7 protein-coding genes are annotated in these 16782 nt (G+C 63.2%); 6 read left to right on the top strand and 1 reads right to left on the bottom strand.

The features are described 5' to 3' along the window. Position 1 precedes the first annotated feature (1 nt). Genes RAS12_RS07655 through RAS12_RS07645 form a run of 3 tightly spaced genes read left to right on the top strand, consistent with a single transcriptional unit; the run spans position 2 to position 4790 of the window. Complete coding sequence (locus tag RAS12_RS07655; RefSeq protein ID WP_306946887.1) at positions 2 to 1237, top strand: MFS transporter; 1236 nt, start codon at positions 2 to 4, stop codon at positions 1235 to 1237. Beyond that, positions 1234 to 3051 (top strand): ABC transporter ATP-binding protein, encoded by a 1818-nt coding sequence (locus RAS12_RS07650; protein WP_306946885.1) that lies wholly within the window; start codon positions 1234 to 1236, stop codon positions 3049 to 3051. Before RAS12_RS07655 ends, RAS12_RS07650 begins: the two co-directional genes overlap by 4 nt. Further along, entirely contained in the window at positions 3048 to 4790 is a 1743-nt protein-coding gene (locus RAS12_RS07645; protein WP_306946882.1) for an ABC transporter ATP-binding protein, read from the top strand. The genes RAS12_RS07650 and RAS12_RS07645 overlap by 4 nt, the downstream gene beginning before the upstream one ends. Positions 4791 to 4826: 36 nt before the next feature. On the opposite strand, the gene RAS12_RS07640 is transcribed toward RAS12_RS07645, so the two are convergent. After that, a complete protein-coding gene (locus RAS12_RS07640) occupies positions 4827 to 13556 on the bottom strand; it encodes a glycoside hydrolase family 94 protein (protein ID WP_306946880.1) in 8730 nt (2909 codons plus the stop codon). 203 nt (positions 13557 to 13759) lie between these two features. Between RAS12_RS07640 and pgi the strand changes: the two genes are divergently transcribed. The 3 genes from pgi to RAS12_RS07625 all read left to right on the top strand — a co-directional run bounded on the left by pgi (position 13760) and on the right by RAS12_RS07625 (position 16775). Then, on the top strand, positions 13760 to 15427 hold the full coding sequence (gene pgi, locus RAS12_RS07635) for a glucose-6-phosphate isomerase (RefSeq protein ID WP_306946878.1): 1668 nt from the start codon (positions 13760 to 13762) through the stop codon (positions 15425 to 15427). Positions 15428 to 15508: 81 nt separating this feature from the next. Beyond that, positions 15509 to 15829: a hypothetical protein gene (locus RAS12_RS07630; protein WP_306946876.1), complete on the top strand. Its 321-nt coding sequence runs from the start codon at positions 15509 to 15511 to the stop codon at positions 15827 to 15829. A 217-nt stretch (positions 15830 to 16046) separates the two neighbouring features. Further along, entirely contained in the window at positions 16047 to 16775 is a 729-nt protein-coding gene (locus RAS12_RS07625) for a Crp/Fnr family transcriptional regulator (RefSeq protein ID WP_306946874.1), read from the top strand. Positions 16776 to 16782 lie beyond the last annotated feature (7 nt).

The following is a 16782-nucleotide window of genomic DNA, read 5'->3' as shown; positions in this document are numbered from 1 at the left end:
CATGGCGGCGCAAGCAATGCACGACCGCCGCAGTCAGTTTGTGGCCTTGGGGCTGATGTACTTTGCGCAGGGCCTGCCGGGCGGCCTGGCCTTCAACGCGCTGGGTGTGCTGATCCGCGACGGCGGGCACAGCGTGTCGGAAGTGGGGCTGACGGGTCTGGCGTTTTTGCCGTGGGCATTGAAGTTCCTATGGGCCGGGCCTATCGAGAACTGGTGCGCGCGGCGCAGTTATGCCTACGTGATCGGGGCCACGCAGTGGCTCGCCATCGCCCTGTGCATCGTGCTGTCTTACTTTCCGCCATCAACGGAACTGTATTGGTGCGTGGCAGGGGCGGTGGCGCTGAACCTGGTGTGCGCCACGCAAGATATCGTCACCAACGCCTACGCCGTGGCGCGTATGCGGGGCCGCACGGCGGGCGCGGCCAACGCGATCCAGGTAATGGCATTCATCGGTGGCATGCTGGCGGGCGGCGGCGGCTTGTTGGTGGTGCATCAGCATTGGGGCTGGACAGTCGCCGTGCAATTGATGGCCGCTCTGATGCTGCTGTTGTATCTGCCCTTATTGCTGGGAAAACGGTGGCGCCGCGTGCCGTCGCAGACGGCGGACGGGCAAGCGGTGGCGGCCCCGGCCGGACGCATCCGGCTTCGTGATCTGCGCGAGCACCGGGACCTGGGCTGGGCGATTTTGATCGCGATCTTGTTCAAATGTTCGGGCACGGCCGTGTCTACCTTGTTGTCGCCGTGGTTGATCGACCATGGCCTGTCGGTGGCGCAGGCGGGCGCCTTGCAGGTCAGTAATCTGGTGTCCAACGCGGTGGGCGGCGTCCTGATTGGTATTCCGCTGATACGGCAGTTCGGTGACCGCCGGGCGGTGCTGGTGTCGATGTGCGGCGCGACATTGCTGATGGGAACCGCGTGGTGGCTGCAATTGGCGCAAGTCAGCGACAACCGCGTGATCTTTGCTGCGTTTGCATTGCAATCGCTAGCTGAAGGCGCCATGTTCGTGACCGTCTGGACGCTATTCATGAACTGGGCGTCACCGCGCCGGCCGGGTACCGACTACACCGTGATGCAGTGCTGCGAAAGCCTGTCCAACGCCATCGCAGCCGCTGCGATCGGCGGCCTGGGACAAGCATTGGGCTATAGCCGTGCATTCGGACTGGCGTGGGCGGGTGCCGGGGTAGCGCTGGTGGTGATTGCTCTGAGCTTGCGCAGGTTGAACGGAGCGGCCCGATGAACCGGACGCAATCACAGCGCGTAGGGCAGATGGCGGGCGACGATAAGGCAGATCCGCCAATGGACGCGGGCCGCCATCGCTTTGTCGGGTTGATCCGGCATTCGCCGGGCCTGCTGGGGTTGGCCGTGGCGACCGCCATCTTGTCGGCGGCGTTGAGCGTGGCGCCGTTCTGGCTCGTCTACCGCATTGCGCAGGAGCTATACGCGCCGCAGCCAGATATGGATCAGGTTTGGCGTCTGGCGGGCTGGACGCTTGCCGCGCTGGCGTTGCGCTGGGCCGCCATGGCGGTCAGCCATACGCTGGCGCACCACGGCGCATTCAGCATCCAGCACCGGTTGCGGCTCGCGGTGGCGCGCAAGCTGGGCCGTGTGCCGCTGTCTTTCTTTTCAGCGCGAGGCCGGGGCGGCCTGCGCCGGGCGCTGACGGACGACGTCAACGGTCTGGAAGGCTTTCTGGCGCACATGCTGCCTGACGCTGTCGCGGCGGTCGTGGTGCCGCTGGCAGCGCTGGCCGTGCTGTTTGCCGTGGACTGGCGCATGGCGCTTGCGGCCGTGGCTCCCTTGCCGGCTGCGCTTGCCGCCCAAGCCTTGTTGATGCGCGAAGCCACGCAGCGGGCTGGCGAATGGAATGCGCTCCAGCTCAAGATTGCGGATCAGGTCGGGGAGTATGTGCGGGGCGTCCAGGTGGTGAAGTCATTTGGCCTGGATTCGCGGTCATTCAGCAGCCTGGCCGAGGTGATCCGGGGCGCTGCGGCATGGGTGGCGGATTACGCCCGGGTCTCGGCGCGCGGTTGGCTGGTTTACACCAGTCTGCTGTCATCCAATCTGTTGCTGGTAGCGCCGCTGGGCGTCTGGCTGCTGACGCAGGGTTCGTTGGATATTCCGACCTTCTTCCTGTTTCTGCTCTTGGCCCCGGCGGTGCTGCAACCTTTGCTGCGCCTGACCTTTGCGTTAGGGGAACAGTCGCAGCGTGCGCAGGCATTGGCCAATATCAATGCCGTGCTGGCCGAGCCGGCGTTACAGGACAAGCCGGACTGCGCGGCGCCAGAGGGGCCCATGGATATCGAATTCCTGGATGCCGGCCATCGCTACGGCGACAGGCTGGCGCTGGATGGCGTGACGTTCTGCGCGGGCGCGGGCCGCTTGACGGCGTTGGTGGGCGCCAGTGGTTCAGGCAAGAGCACGCTGTTGCGGCTGCTGCCGCGCCTGTACGACGTCAGCGCGGGCCGGGTGCGCGTGGGCGGGCGTGACGTGCGGGACTGGCCCTTGGACGCGCTGCTGGCGCAGATCAGCGTTGTGTTCCAGGATGTGTTTCTGTTTCACGGCACCGTTGCCGACAATCTGCGGCTGGCGCGCAGCGATGCGACTGCTGCCCAGCTGGAAAGCGCCGCGCGGGCGGCCAGCGCCCATGACTTCATCATGGCGCTGCCTTTGGGTTACGAGACGGTGATAGGCGAACGCGGTGCGCGTTTATCGGGTGGGGAACGCCAGCGCCTGTCGATTGCGCGAGCCTTGCTGAAAGACGCGCCCATCCTATTGCTGGACGAGGCCACCGCCAGCGTCGATGCCGAGAACGAGGCGCTGGTTCAAGACGCATTGTCCAGCTTGTGCCGCGGCCGCACGGTATTGATGATTGCGCACCGGCTGCATACGGTGATGCAGGCGGACCGGATCGTTGTCATGGAACAGGGCCGGGTTGCGGGTCAGGGCAGTCACGCAGAGCTGTTGTCGGGCTGCGCGGCGTATCAGGCGTTGTGGCGCGACCACGAAGCTGCTCGCGATTGGCGGCTGGACGCCAAGGGAGAACAAGCATGATCCGGGAACTGGCAGAAGCCGGCTTCAGACTGTCGGGCAAGCGCGATGCGCGTTTATGGCGGGGCATCGCGTGGGCGGTGACTGAAGGCGCTTTGACTGCGGCATTTTATGGCGCGCTGTATCTATTGCTGCAAAGCGGATTTGACGGCAAGGCTACCCCTGGCTTCATCGTGGGCTCAGGGGTGGGGCTGGCTGCCCTGGTGGCGCTGCGCATCATGGCCGGCCAGCGGGCAATGCCGCTGATCTTTGCCGGAGCTTACGCCATGATGGGCGAGGCAAGGCTACGGTTGGCGGATCATCTGCGGTGTTTGCCCATGGGCTGGTTTGACAGACAGCGAACCGGCGACCTGAGCGCGCGGCTGACGTCGGATCTGGATATGGTCGAGACGATCTGGTCGCACTTTCTAGGCGTGTTTGTGTCCGGCGTGGCGATGCCGCTCTTTCTACTGCTGTTCCTGGCCTGGCTGGATTGGCCGATGGCCTTGCTGGTGGCAGCCGTGTTGCCGCTGGCGGCGTTGGCGATGGCGTGGACGCAGCGCGTGGCGCAACGGCCCGGCCGCCGCATGTTTGTAGCGAACGAAGCGGCGCAATCCGCTTTGGCGGAGTATGTGGCGGGCGTTCCGGTCTGGCGCGGGTTTGGCCGCCACGGTCAGGCGTGGCAGCGCTTGCGCGGCATCCTGGACGAGCAATTGGCAGCGGTCACCGAAGTGGAATCCAAGCCCGCGCCTTGGCTGGCGCTGTTTGGGTTTGTGCTGGAGGCGGGTTTTGTGTCTTTGGTGCTGGTGGGGGCGGCCCGGCTGGCGGATGCTTCGTATACGCCGCAACAGCTCTTGCTATTTCTGGTAGTAGCGCTGCCGCTATACCGGCAGCTATTTGAGTTGGGCTTGTCCACCTTGCTGCTGCGTTTTGCGCAGCGCGCCATGAGCCGCATTGAGTCGCTCTTGCGTGAACGGTTGCTGCCCGAACCGGATCATCCCGCCCGCCCGCAAGGCAAGGACTTCGAACTTAGCGATGTGCGCTTTGCGTACGACGCAGGTGCGCCAGTGCTGGATGGCGTGTCGTGCCGCATCCCCGCCAATACGCTGACTGCCATTGTGGGGCGCAGCGGCGCGGGCAAGACAACGCTGGTGCATCTGCTGGCGCGTCTTTGGGATGTCACGGGCGGCTCGATCCGGCTGGGGGGTGTGGACGTGCGGCAGCTGGGCACGCAAGCCCTGCACGAACAGGTGGCCATTGTGTTTCAGGATGTGGTGCTGTTTTCCGGCACCGTGCGGGAAAATCTGCTGATCGGCAAGCCAGATGCAACCCCGGCCCAGGTCGAGGCGGCCGCGCGGCGTGCTTACGCCCATGACTTCATCATGGCGCTACCGCAGGGTTACGACACGGTGTTGTCCGAAAATGCGGAATCCTTGTCGGGGGGCGAACGGCAGCGGCTGTCGATTGCGCGTGCGCTGCTGAAAGACGCGCCGATTCTGTTGCTGGACGAAGCCACCGCCAGTGTGGACCCGTCTTCCGAGGCGCAGATCCAACGCGCCATTGGCGAGCTGGTGCGCGGGCGCACCGTCATCGTCATTGCCCACCGTTTGAATGCCGTCCGGCACGCGGATCAGATACTGGTGCTGGATGCGGGCCGTCTGAAAGAGTCGGGCACGCACGCAGGGCTGCTGGAGCAGGGCGGCGTCTATGCCGCGATGTGGGCGCGGCAGCAGCAGGCCAGGGGCTGGCGGTTGCAGCCGTGATGCGGACTGCAACCGCCGTGATGTGCAAGCCGGTCTTTAGCCGGGCAGCACAATCAGCACTTCGCGGTCTCGGCCGTCGTCCAGCAGGTCGAGGATGGCGTCTTCCTGCAACACGCCATCCACCGACACTTGCTGCGCGGTACCGGCCATGCCTTGCCCGCGCTGCACGGTGACGTAGTACGCGGAGCTGCCGTGCCGATAGCGCAGCGTGAACGCGGGCCAGTCCGCAGGCATGCACGGGTCGAAGCTCAAAGAGTTACCTCGCAGCCGCATGCCCAGCACCGATTCCAGGATCAGCCGGTACATCAGCCCCGACGACCCGGTGTACCAGGTCCAGCCACCGCGGCCTTCCTGCCCCGGTGTCGTATAGACATCCGCCGCCATCACATAGGGCTCGACCTTGTAGGTGGCGGCTTTGTCAGGGCTGTCGGCGTGGTTGATGGGGTTCAGCATGGGCAGAAGCCGTCCGATGCGCGTCTCGTCGCGCAAACCGCAAAACGCCATGGCCGTCCAGATGGCGGCATGGGTGTATTGGCCGCCGTTTTCGCGTACGCCCGGCACATAACCGCGGATATAGCCCGGATTCATCGGCGCGGTATCGAAGGATGGCGTCAGCAGCCGGATCAGGCCCAGATGATCGTCGACCAGACGGTCGTCTACTGCCTGCATGGCGATTTTTGCCCGGTCAGGGCGTGCAGCGCCTGACAGTACGGCCCAACTTTGCGAGAGCGAATCGATCTGGCATTCCAGATTCTGCGCCGAACCCAGCGGCGAGCCGTCATCGAAATAGGCCCGGCGGTACCAGCCCCCGTCCCAGCCCGCCTTTTCCAGGCTTGCACGCAATTGTCCGGCAGCCGCATCGCATTGCGCGGCGAATGGCTCGTCCGCCTGGGCGCGGGCCAGCCGGGCAAAGCGGATCAGGTTGTCGTACAGGAAGAAGCCCAGCCAGACGCTTTCGCCCCGGCCGGCTTCACCGACCTTATCCATGCCATCGTTCCAATCGCACGAGCCGATCAACGGCAGGCCATGGGCGCCCAGCGCGTTCAGCGACAGTGATAAGGCGCGCGTGCAGTGCAGGTACAGACTGGCGGAGTCACGCGACGGCGTGGGGTGATCGTAGTTGGACATCTCGCCGGGGTTAAGCGGGCGTGCTTCGATAAAGCCTGCTTCTTCGTCCAGCACGGCCATGTCGCCTGTCACGTCCACATAATGACTGACGGCAAACGGCAACCACAGGTAGTCATCCGAGCAGCGGGTGCGCACACCCCGGTTGGATGGCGGATGCCACCAATGCTGCACATCGCCCTGGACGAACTGATGGGCGGCGCTACGCAGCAGATGTTCGCGGGCCAGGGCAGGGCGGGCCACGGTCAGCGCCATGACGTCTTGCAATTGATCCCGAAAGCCATAGGCGCCGCCGGATTGATAATGGCCGCTGCGTGCCCACAGGCGGCATGCCAAGGTCTGGTAAAGCAGCCACCCGTTGGCCAGCGTGTTGACAGCGCTATCGGGGGTATCGATACGCACAACGCCCAGGGTTTCCCGCCAGTAACGCCTGACCGCGCGGAGTTCTTCCTGGGCTTCGCCTGCCTCGCGGTATTTGCGCACCAGCTCTCTGGCGTGTTCCAGACCCAGGGGCGACGCGCCCAGGTGAAACATCACTTGCGTGTCCTGCCCATCTTCCAGCGTCACGGGCACCTGAATTGCCGCGCATGGGTCCAGGCCCGCGCCGGAGCGGCCCGACAGCCGGCTGCGGCGCAGCGCGCGCGGCTGACGCAGCGTGCCGTTCCTGCCAATGAATTCCTTGCGGTCGCCGGTTACCGTTCGCGTGGGGCTGCGGGTGTCAAAGTAGGCCACGTGCTGGCCGAAGTCTGCATTAAAGGTGTTGCGCGCAAACAGCGCGCCCGTCTCGGGATCAATCTCAGTCGTGACGTGCATAGACGATTTGGCACGCAGATCACCCAATATCCATTCGACGTAACCGGTGGCCGACAGCCGCCTGCGGCGCCCGGACCGGTTGCGCACCGACAGGGTGTAGAACTTGACGGGTGAATCCAGGGCCACGTGGATGCAAAGCTCGGATTCGATGCCGTCCTCAATATGCTCGAACACCGTGTATCCGAATCCGTGGCGGGTCACGTAGGCCGAAGCGCCGCCTGCGGGATACGGCGTAGCCGACCAGCAATGGCCGCTGATTTCGTCGCGCAGATAAAAGGCCTCTCCGCAGGCGTCCGAGACGGCATCGTTAAGCCAGGGCGTCAGGCGGAATTCATGGGCATTGCCGCTCCATGTGTAGGCTTGCCCGCTTTCAGACACCACAGTGCCAAAGTTGGCGTTGGCGATGACGTTAACCCACGGCGCTGGCGTGCGCTGATCTCCGGTAGTGGTGATCACGTATTCCTCGCCATCTGGCGTGAACCCGCCCAATCCGTTGTCATGCAGCAGGCCCGGCGGGGCGGTTGCGCTGGGCGTCTCCGCGATGGGGGGCAGCGGCTGCGCGGAAATGACCAAAGGCGCGATGCGGTTTTCCGGCAGCGCCAAACGGTTGACCTGATTCGACAGGGTGCCCAGCGCATCACTGAGCGATACGCGTGAGACGGCCAGCAACAGGATGCGGTCTTCTTCAGAGATCTGGTCTCCGGGCCTGACAAAAATGCCGCCCGGGCGGTCGATGATGTGCGCTTCAACACCCGCGGAAATGAGCCCCACCATGCGGTCTTGCAGAATCTGCCGGTAGTTGCCTGTGTCTTCGTTCCAGATAACCAGATCGACCGCCACGCCTTTCTGGCGCCAGTACGCATGTGCCTGCACCATCTGGCGTACCAGCTCGAAATTGGCCGGGTCCTTGATGCGTAGCAAGACGATGGGCAGGTCGCCCGAAATGGCATAACCCCACAGGCCCGATTGTCCGCGCCGGTTCTTCAGCAAGGTGGCCGCGTCCGCACGCATGGTTGGGTTCTGGTAGATGATGGCGTTGGCCAGGCGGGCATACAGTTGGGCGTCGGCCTCTGTCACGTTCAGCTGGCGCACCGTCACTTGCGCGTGGGTCCAGGATAGTTCCAGCGCCCGGTCCGCCAGATGGCGGTCCTGGTATTTGCTGATCAGGTTCAGGCAGGTGTTGCGGCTATCGCCCACGCCCTGCACGAGGTCAACGATGACAGTTTCTTCGGGTTCAAGCGTGATCTCGCAGCGGATGGCGGCCACGGGGTCCAGCACGGACCCCTGGCTGTTGGACAGCGCGCCTTGGAAGGCCATTGCGCGTGGGGTTGCGACCGAGCCGCCTCGGCCCAGGAACAAGGCCCGGTCGGTTTCATACGACGCTGCGCCGGTCTGTCCGCCATGGATAGCCAGCAGCTGGAACATCCACGGCTGATTGTCTTCAGGGCTGCGGCCGCGCCGTGTGCTCAGAATGGCGCGCTCATCCGCCAGGATCTCGGTCTGCACAAACAGATTGCTGAAGGCCGGATGCAGCTCGTCGGCCATGGCGGGCGCGATCACGACTTCGGCATAGGTGGTGAATTCCAGCGTGCGGCGTTCGCGGCTGCGGTTTGTCAGCCGGCAGCGGCGTAATTCAATATCGTCTTCGGGCGACACGACAATTTCTGTGTGCGTGTCGATTTGGTGGTCCGTGCGTCGGAACTCCGCGCGTCCTTCCGAGAAGATGACCTCGTAATGATCGGGCCGTTTTAACGTCGGTTGATGGGACGTAGACCAGACCTTGCCGCTGCCCGTGTCGCGCAGATAGCAAAAAGTGCCCCAGTTGTCGCATGTGCCGTCTTCGCGCCAGCGGGTGACGGCCAGATCTTTCCAGCGGCTGGAACCTGCGCCGCTGTTGGTGACCATGACGTGGTAGCGCCCATTGGATAGCAGCTGCACTTCCGGGATCGGAGTGTCGGCCGTATCCAGCACGCGTACCGACACTTCGGCCTGGCCCGGCGCGATGGTTCGAATGACGGACAGTTCGGCCGCCTTGGCATAGGCGGCCGAGGCGCGCGGAACCCGTTCCTGCAACAGCAGCATCGTGGCCTGAAAGGACGGGTCTGCTTCGAAACGGGCTTGCATCGTGCGGCCCAGCAATACGCTGGCAATGGATAGAAAGCCCATGCCTTGATGGTGCGCCATATATGAGTACACGATGGCGCTGCTTTTGCCAGGCGGCAGACGGCGTGGGGTGTAGTCGACCGCTTCGTACAGTCCGTAGCGGCCCATCAGATTGTCGCGGGCCAGCCGTTGCAGGTTGCGGACGGCATCTTCGGGCGCCACCATCAGCGCCATCATGGACGCATAGGGGGCGACGACCACGTCATCACCCAGCCCGCGCTTAAGCCCCAGCCCCGGCACGCCAAAGGCGCGGTATTGGTAGTTCAGGCTGATGTCGTACAGGTTGTAGGCGCTTTCGGACATGCCCCAGGGAATGCCCAGCTTGTTGCCATATTCAATTTGCGCGCGCACGGCGGACTGGCAGGTCTGGTCCAGCAAGGTGTGGGCATAGGACGGCATGACCAGGCGCGGCATCAGGTATTCAAACATTGACCCGCTCCAGGACAGCAGCACCGGGCCGCCCGGGGAGTTGTTGAGCTGACGGCCCAGCGCAAACCAGGTTTCCTGCGGCAGTTGCCCCTGCGCGATAGCCACGAAACTGCCCAGCCGGGCCTCGGACGCCAACAGGTCGTATAGCCCTTCGTCGCGCCGGCGCTCGGTCAGGTTGTAGCCTATGGCCAGCAGGCGGCTGCCCTTGTCGTATAGAAATCCATATTCCGCGACTGCCATCTCGGCCAGCGTGTCGGCCAAGCGCAATAGCGCGGCACTGCGATCGGCTGCCCGTTCGCCCGCCACAACTACCGCAAGCTCTGCACCCAGCAGCCAGGCTCGTTCTTCTTCAGACGCATCAGGGTCCGCCATCCGTGCGCGTAACTCGGGCAGCAAAGTGGCGCGCTGGCTTGCGACCTGTTGCAGCGTGGGCATGGCGCGCAGTTGCGGGAAGTCTTGCCAAGGCGCGTCGGCCGGCTGATCGTGCCAGGGGGCCAGCAGCGCCAGCTCGTCACTGGCATCTTCGCATTGGCGCAGCAGTGCCCGGCAATGCCAGAGCGGTTCGGCGTGGGCCGGGGCAGAAAATTCTTCAAGCAGTCCGTAGGCCAGCGTGCGTATCTGATCCAGATGCTGGCGCGTTTGCGCCAGCGTCATGGGATGGGGCAACGCGTCATTCAGGGATGCTTCAAGCTGATCCAGTTCAGGAAATTTATGGCCGGCCACGCTTTCTTGCAGTACCGCCAGTGCGTCCGCCATGCCTTGGAACGTGCGCGGATGCAGGATTGGGGCCTGTGCCAAGGCCAGCAGGCCAGGGCGCAGCGTCAGCAGATGGCCGGCAAGATTGCCGCTGTCCACCGTCGAGATATAAAGCGGCGGCAGGGGCTTGAGCGTAATCGTGTCGTACCAGTTGTAGAAATGCCCCAGGTAGCGCTCAAGCTTGCCCATGGTGCTTAAGGTTGCTTGGGTCCGCTCCAGCAAACGGCCGGTTTGGATGTAGCCAAAGTCGTAGGCCGTCAGATTGGATAGCAGAGCAAGGCCAAGATTGGTGGGTGACGTGCGATGCGCGGTGAGGGGCGCGGGCCGGTCTTGGATGTTGTCGGGTATCAGCCAGTTGTCTTCCGCGCCGCCGTGCCCGTCAAAGAAAGACCACGTCTTGCGCGCCAGCAGCCGTAGAAACTGTTCCTGGTTGGGCGACAGATTTACCTTGGCCGCAACCGGCGCGCGGCTTAAACGCAGCGCGATCAGGGGCATCAGCATCCACAACGCCAGGATCGGCAAGGCGGCAGGCCAGGCGGACGGGTTTACGCTCAAGACGCATGCGCCGATCACGAGCGCCAGGACCGGTGATCCCCAAATCGACTGTAGCGGCGGACCGCCGCGCTTGGCGCCGTCGCGGTTGGTAATGCTGGACGGCTTCCATTCCAGCAGCCGCCGTCGCGATATCGTCAGCCGGTACAGCGTGCGCAGGATGGCGTCCAGGCTGTAGAGGGTTTCGTGTGCCAAAGTGGCCAGCGCAAACGCGGCCCGGGAAAACTGCCGCAGGGTCGCAGGAATCCATCCGACCAGATGCTGGGCCAACACCACGTTCTCTTCTTTTCTGACTGCGCCCATGGCCGATGCAAACAAGGCCGGCAGAACCAGGATCAGCAGGGCAGCCGTCGTCCAGACCCAGGGATAGGGCGATAGCGTCCAGCCCAGCGTCAGGAGCAGAACCAGGGCGGGCGACACAACGCTACGGCGCAGATTGTCCAGAATCTTGCAGCGCGCCAGCCACGACATGGGGGGGCCGCCGGCCGTGCCCGGCACCTTGGGCGGTCGGCCAAACAGCCAGCCCAGCAATTGCCAGTCGCCGCGAATCCAACGGTGGCGGCGGCTGACGTCCGCCGTATAGCGCGCGGGATGCCCCTCGATCAGTTGCACATCGCTCAGCAAACCCGAGCGCGCGTAGCAGCCTTCCAGCAGATCGTGGCTGAGCACCCGGTTGTCAGGAAAACAATCTTTCAGCGCCGCTTCAAACGCATCCACGTCGTAGATGCCTTTGCCGACAAAGGAGCCTTCTTTGAAGATGTCCTGATACACGTCGGACACGGTGTTGGTGTAGGGGTCGATACCGGGGTCGCCGCCATGCAAACGGGCGTACGCGGATGCCGTCAGATCGGCCAGGCTGACCGCCACTCTGGGCTGCAAGATGCCGTAGCCGCGCGTGACTTTCTGAGTGGCCGGATCGAACTGCGCCTGATTCAGCGGATGGGCCATCGTGCCGACCAGTTTCCAGGCGGTCTCCCGGGGCAGATCGGTATCCGTGTCCAGCGTAATCACGTACTTCACATCGGCCAGCGTATCGGCCTGACCGACCACGCAGGCAAATGCGCCGGCGCCTTGGCCGCGAAGCAAACCATTCAGGTCGGCCAGCTTTCCTCTTTTTCGCTCATAGCCCATCCAGACGCGCTCTTGCGCATTCCAGCGGCGCGGCCGATGGAACAGAAAAAATGGACTGCGGCCAAGGCGGCGGTACTTATGATTCAAGGCCTGAATGTGTGCAGTGGCGCGTTCCAGCAACAGGGCGTCCGCCGGCATATGTTCAGTGGGCGCATCGGCAAAATCCGTCAACAGGCAAAAGCTGAGGTTTTCCCCGGGGTTGGCCAGAAACCGGATTTCCAATGCTTCGCTCAACTGTTCGCCGTCGTCGGAGTCGATCAGCATGGATGGCACGGCGACCAGCGTGCGGGCGGAGTTGGGAATGCGCTTTGCGTAGTCCATCCGAGGCAGGCGCTGCGGCCGTATCAGCCAGGTCAACGACCAATTCAAGATCGCCACGGCCAGATGGCTGGCCGCAATCACCGACAACACTGCGAAACCCACCAGCGGCCAGAATCCGATATCTCCCGCCCGGGCTATCAGCACCAGTCCGGCGGCCAGCGCGCCTGTCAATAAGACAATCGCGCCTGCGTAACCCGCCAATGCAGCACGGGGTGATAAGCGGGCAAGTTTGTCCTTCAGGCTCAAGCGCACTTTTGCGAGCTTTACCAATTCCGCCTGGCCTTGATCGATCAAATAAAAACCGACGTGTTGCCTGCGCGGATCTGCGAGGGGGGCATCGGCGGCGGCCGCGCTGGCGGCCAGCTCAATGGCCATGGACGCAAGCTCTATTTCCGTGCGCTCAGATTTTCTGGCCAGCCGTTCGACCCGATGGCGATAGCGGTCGCGCGTGGGGAAGTCCATGTCGGCGTAGACCTCAGCCGGGTCCATCCGCAACGTCTGCTCCACGATGCTGATGCCTTCAACGAATTCATTCCAGTTCGTGGTCGACAACGCGCGCAGGCTGCCGATGCTGTTGCTGATGGACACCTGATCTGCGGCTTGCTGCTGGTTTTCTGCAACCACCATCTGTTCGATGGTCAGGTTGGATTGGGCCAGACGCTGCTCAAACCACGTCAAAGGCAAGGCCAAGGCGGGCCCATGGCCCTGAAGCCGTCTGGCCAGTTCGGCGACAAATGCCCCGTCGATCGGAGGATTGGAGCGCGCCATGTTGGCAATGACCAGTATCAGGCCGGTCGGATCTTCTTCGGCCGACTGCCGCATGGTGTCGGCCCAGGTGTCCGCCAGACCCCGGTTCTGGTTGGCATACGCCAGCCGGATGGCGACGCGGCGCAGGTTTTCGATCAGCGCCAGGCGCATCATGATCGGGATGGCCCATAGTTCGCCCAATTGCAGCGGCTCGATCCGCTGATAGGCGGCCACAAACGCGCTGATCCCCGCGGAATCTATCCGCGCATCGCTGTGCGAGATCATTTCCAGCGCAATGTCGTAGACCCGTGGCAGCCCTGCGGAAGGGCCTTCGGCCAGTTTGGGCAGGCTGCGGCTATAACCTTTGGGCAAATGCCGTTTGGCCAGCCGGATCTGCTCTTCAATCAGGTAAAAGTTGTCCAGCAGCCATTCGTCCGCCGGCGTGATCTGGCGGTTCTGCCGCATTGACTCGATCAGCAGCGCGCAGACCTGGGCCAGCAGCGTTTGGTTCTCGGTCAGGCGCGGCAACAGGCTGTCCTGCATGCGAGACGCGCCGATGGCATGACCATGCGCCAAGGCTTGGCCATGCTGTTCCATCTGCAAGGCGCTGAAAAGCTCCGCGCGCAGCGGCGGTTCACTTTTGGCGGAGCTGAGTGACGCTTTGCTACGTGCGAACAGGTCGATCCACTCGGGCGCAGCCTCGAGTGAGGGCCAATCTATGCGTTTCATTGATTCTGGGCCATGGGGGATTCGTTGCGACAAGGCGCCGCCCGGGCTGGCGGCGTCCCCCTATAGATTGACCATGAGCGCGCTTGCGCTCTGTACGCTACCGCACGGACGGGGGCGGCCTGCTTATGCAATAACCACCCGAACCGCGACATTCCGAGGCGCGATCCTGCGGCGCCTCAAGAGCCGGTTGGAGGTCGATTGCAATGGATAGGCAAGAATCAGAGCAGCAGGGCGGCTTATTGAGCACGCATGCCTGGGAGGCCTTGGCTGGCCACCTGGAAGAAATGCGTCATTTGCATTTGCGGGACCTGTTCATGGATGATCCGGCGCGTGCCGAGCGGATGAGCCTGAACGAGGCGGGCTGGTATTTGGACTACTCCAAAAACCGGGTATTGCCCAGAACGCTTGAATTATTGGTGCAGCTGGCCAAGGAATGCCATCTGCCCAACCAGATTGACGCCATGTTCAACGGCGGCAAAATTAACACCAGCGAAGCCCGGCAGGCCTTGCATGTCGCGCTGCGCATGCCGCCGGGAAACGGCGTGCAAGTTGATGGGCATGATGTGCTGCCTGACGTGTTGCGGGTGCTGAGGCGGATGGAAGCGCTTGCGGAAAAACTGCATAGCGGCGCTTACACGGGCGGTACCGGCAAAACAATACGAAATGTCGTCAACCTGGGCATAGGCGGGTCAGCGATCGGGGTGTCGATGGCTAGCGCGGCGTTGCAGCACTATGCGCGGCAAGATATGCGTTTCCGGTTTGTCTCCAATGAGGATGACGCCGATTTTCTTCAAGCCACGCGGGATCTGGACCCCCGGGAAACGCTGTTCATTGTGTGTTCAAAGACCTGGAATACGGCCGAAACGCTGCACAACGCAGCATCCGCACGCGCCTGGTGTTTGGATGATCTACAAGACGAGGACGCCATACAAGCGCATTTCGTCGCGGTCACCGGTAACCGCGAAGCAGCCATTAAATCGGGCATCGCGGCAGAACGCGTGTTTGAAGTCTGGGATTGGGTCAATGGCCGCTATTCCCTGTGTTCGGCCATGGGGCTGGCGCTGATGGCGGCGATTGGGCCAGCGGGGTTTCGCGAGATGCTGGCCGGCTGCCACGACATGGACACCCATTTCAGGAGTGCGCCGCTGGAACGCAATCTGCCCGTTTTGCACGGCTTGATGGCCATTTGGAACAATAATTGCCTGGGCTCGCGCACCGCTGCGGTTCTGCCCTATGACCACGCGCTGCGGCAGTTTCCCAGCTATGTGCAGCAGCTGATGATGGAAAGCAACGGCAAATCCGTGACCCAGCATGGCGATGCGGTGCGGTTGCAGACCAGCCCCGTCTACTGGGGCGCTTGCGGTACGAATGGCCAACACTCATTCCACCAGCTCTTGCACCAAGGCACGCAAGAAGTGCCTTGCGATTTCATCGGATTTCTTTCCCCGCTGGCGGCCTCGCCAGCGCGGCACCGGGACTTGCTGGCGAATATGTTCGCGCAAGCCGAAGCCTTGGCGTTCGGCCAGTCATTGGCGCAAGAAAGCGCCGGCATGGGGGCGGCGCGGCATCGCCATGTCCCGGGTAACCGGCCCACCAATACGCTGCTGGCTGCACGTCTTACGCCTCGCAGCCTGGGCGCGCTTGTCGCGCTTTATGAGCACAGCGCATTCACGCAGGGCGTGATCTGGAACATCGACTCGTTTGACCAGTGGGGGGTGGAACTGGGTAAGACGCTGGCGCGCCGCATCGCTGGCGAACTGGACACCGGCGCCGACAGCATGAAAGAGCACGACAGTTCCACGCGCGCGCTGATGCAGAAGTACCTGGACGCCAGAACCGGCACCCTTATGTGCGACGCCGCACAGACCTGAGTGCCAAGCCCGCCTACCGTGATGTTTCTTGCTGGCCGCCTCGCGCCAGCGCATCACACTGCGCCGCCAAGGACCCCAGCCATGACATCCCATCTGAAAAAGAGTTATTCCCGGCTTGAGCCATTCAGTGCCCACGTCCACGCATCCATCCTTGATTTCCAAGGGACGATGCCCTTCAGCACCTATGGTTCGCGGGCGGTCGATGCGCGGCAGGGCCGGGAGGGATCGCATCCCGGCTTGCCCATTGGCGATAGGGGGCCGGTCGGGCAGGCCGTGTCGTTGTGGGAGGCCGAAGGGGGCAGCATTCTGAGCTTTGCCGGGGTGTCGCGGCCCTTCGTATTGGGCAATGACGGTTCAATGGTGCATTGGCCAGTGCTTGCCTGGAAGAGCGAAGAGTCATGATTGTGTGCGAGCGCGGGTTCGCGCTGGCTCAACAGCCGTGGCCAAACGGGGGACATGGGCGGGCGCTGATAATGCGCTACCCTGGAAGATCTCCGTTCGGTAGCGCACATAAGCCCTGCCGATTACCCCCGCCGAGGGGGTAAGGCCTGTCGGAGCCCCTTCGGATTGCGGCCCCGCCTTCAGGCGCTGCAATGACGCGTGTTGCAGGGAGCCCACCATGGCTGATTTCTACGAACCCACCCAGAATCATCTGCTGGCGGCGCTGCCGCCGCAAGAGATGGACCGGCTATTTCCCCAACTGGAACGTGTTTCCTTGCCTTTGGGCAAGGCGTTGTACGAATCGGGCGGCCGCATGCGGCACGTCTATTTCCCGGTGGATTGCATTGTTTCCTTGCTGTGCGTCATGGAAGATGGCGCCTCTACAGAAATTGCCGTGGTCGGCAAGGAAGGCATCGTCGGCATTTCTTTGTTCATGGGTGGAGAAACCACGCCCAGCCGGGCAATCGTGCAAAGCGCCGGGTCGGCCTACCAACTGAAAGGCCAGGCCCTTAAGGACGAGTTCGACCGGGGCGCCGCGATGCAGCACCTGCTGCTTCGGTACACGCAGGCGCTGTTGACGCAAATGGCGCAAACCGCGGTGTGCAACCGGCATCACTCTTTGGATCAGCAACTGTGCAGATGGCTGCTGCTTAGTCTGGACAGGCTGCGCTCCAATGAAATCGTCATGACCCAGGAGCTGATCGCCAACATGCTGGGCGTGCGGCGCGAAGGTGTGACCGAGGCCGCCGGCCATTTGCAAGAAGACGGGCTTATCCGATACCGCCGCGGCCATATCGAGGTGCTCGATCGTCCGGGCCTGGAAGCCCGGGTCTGCGAGTGTTACACGGTGGTCCGGCAAGAATATCTACGTTTGCTGGGCCAGCCCGCCGAAGCCATGCGCGTCTGAGACAGAA

Source organism: Achromobacter seleniivolatilans, assembly GCF_030864005.1.
GTDB classification, from domain to species: Bacteria; Pseudomonadota; Gammaproteobacteria; order Burkholderiales; family Burkholderiaceae_B; genus Achromobacter; species Achromobacter seleniivolatilans.
This window is presented reverse-complemented; position numbering and strand designations above follow the sequence as displayed.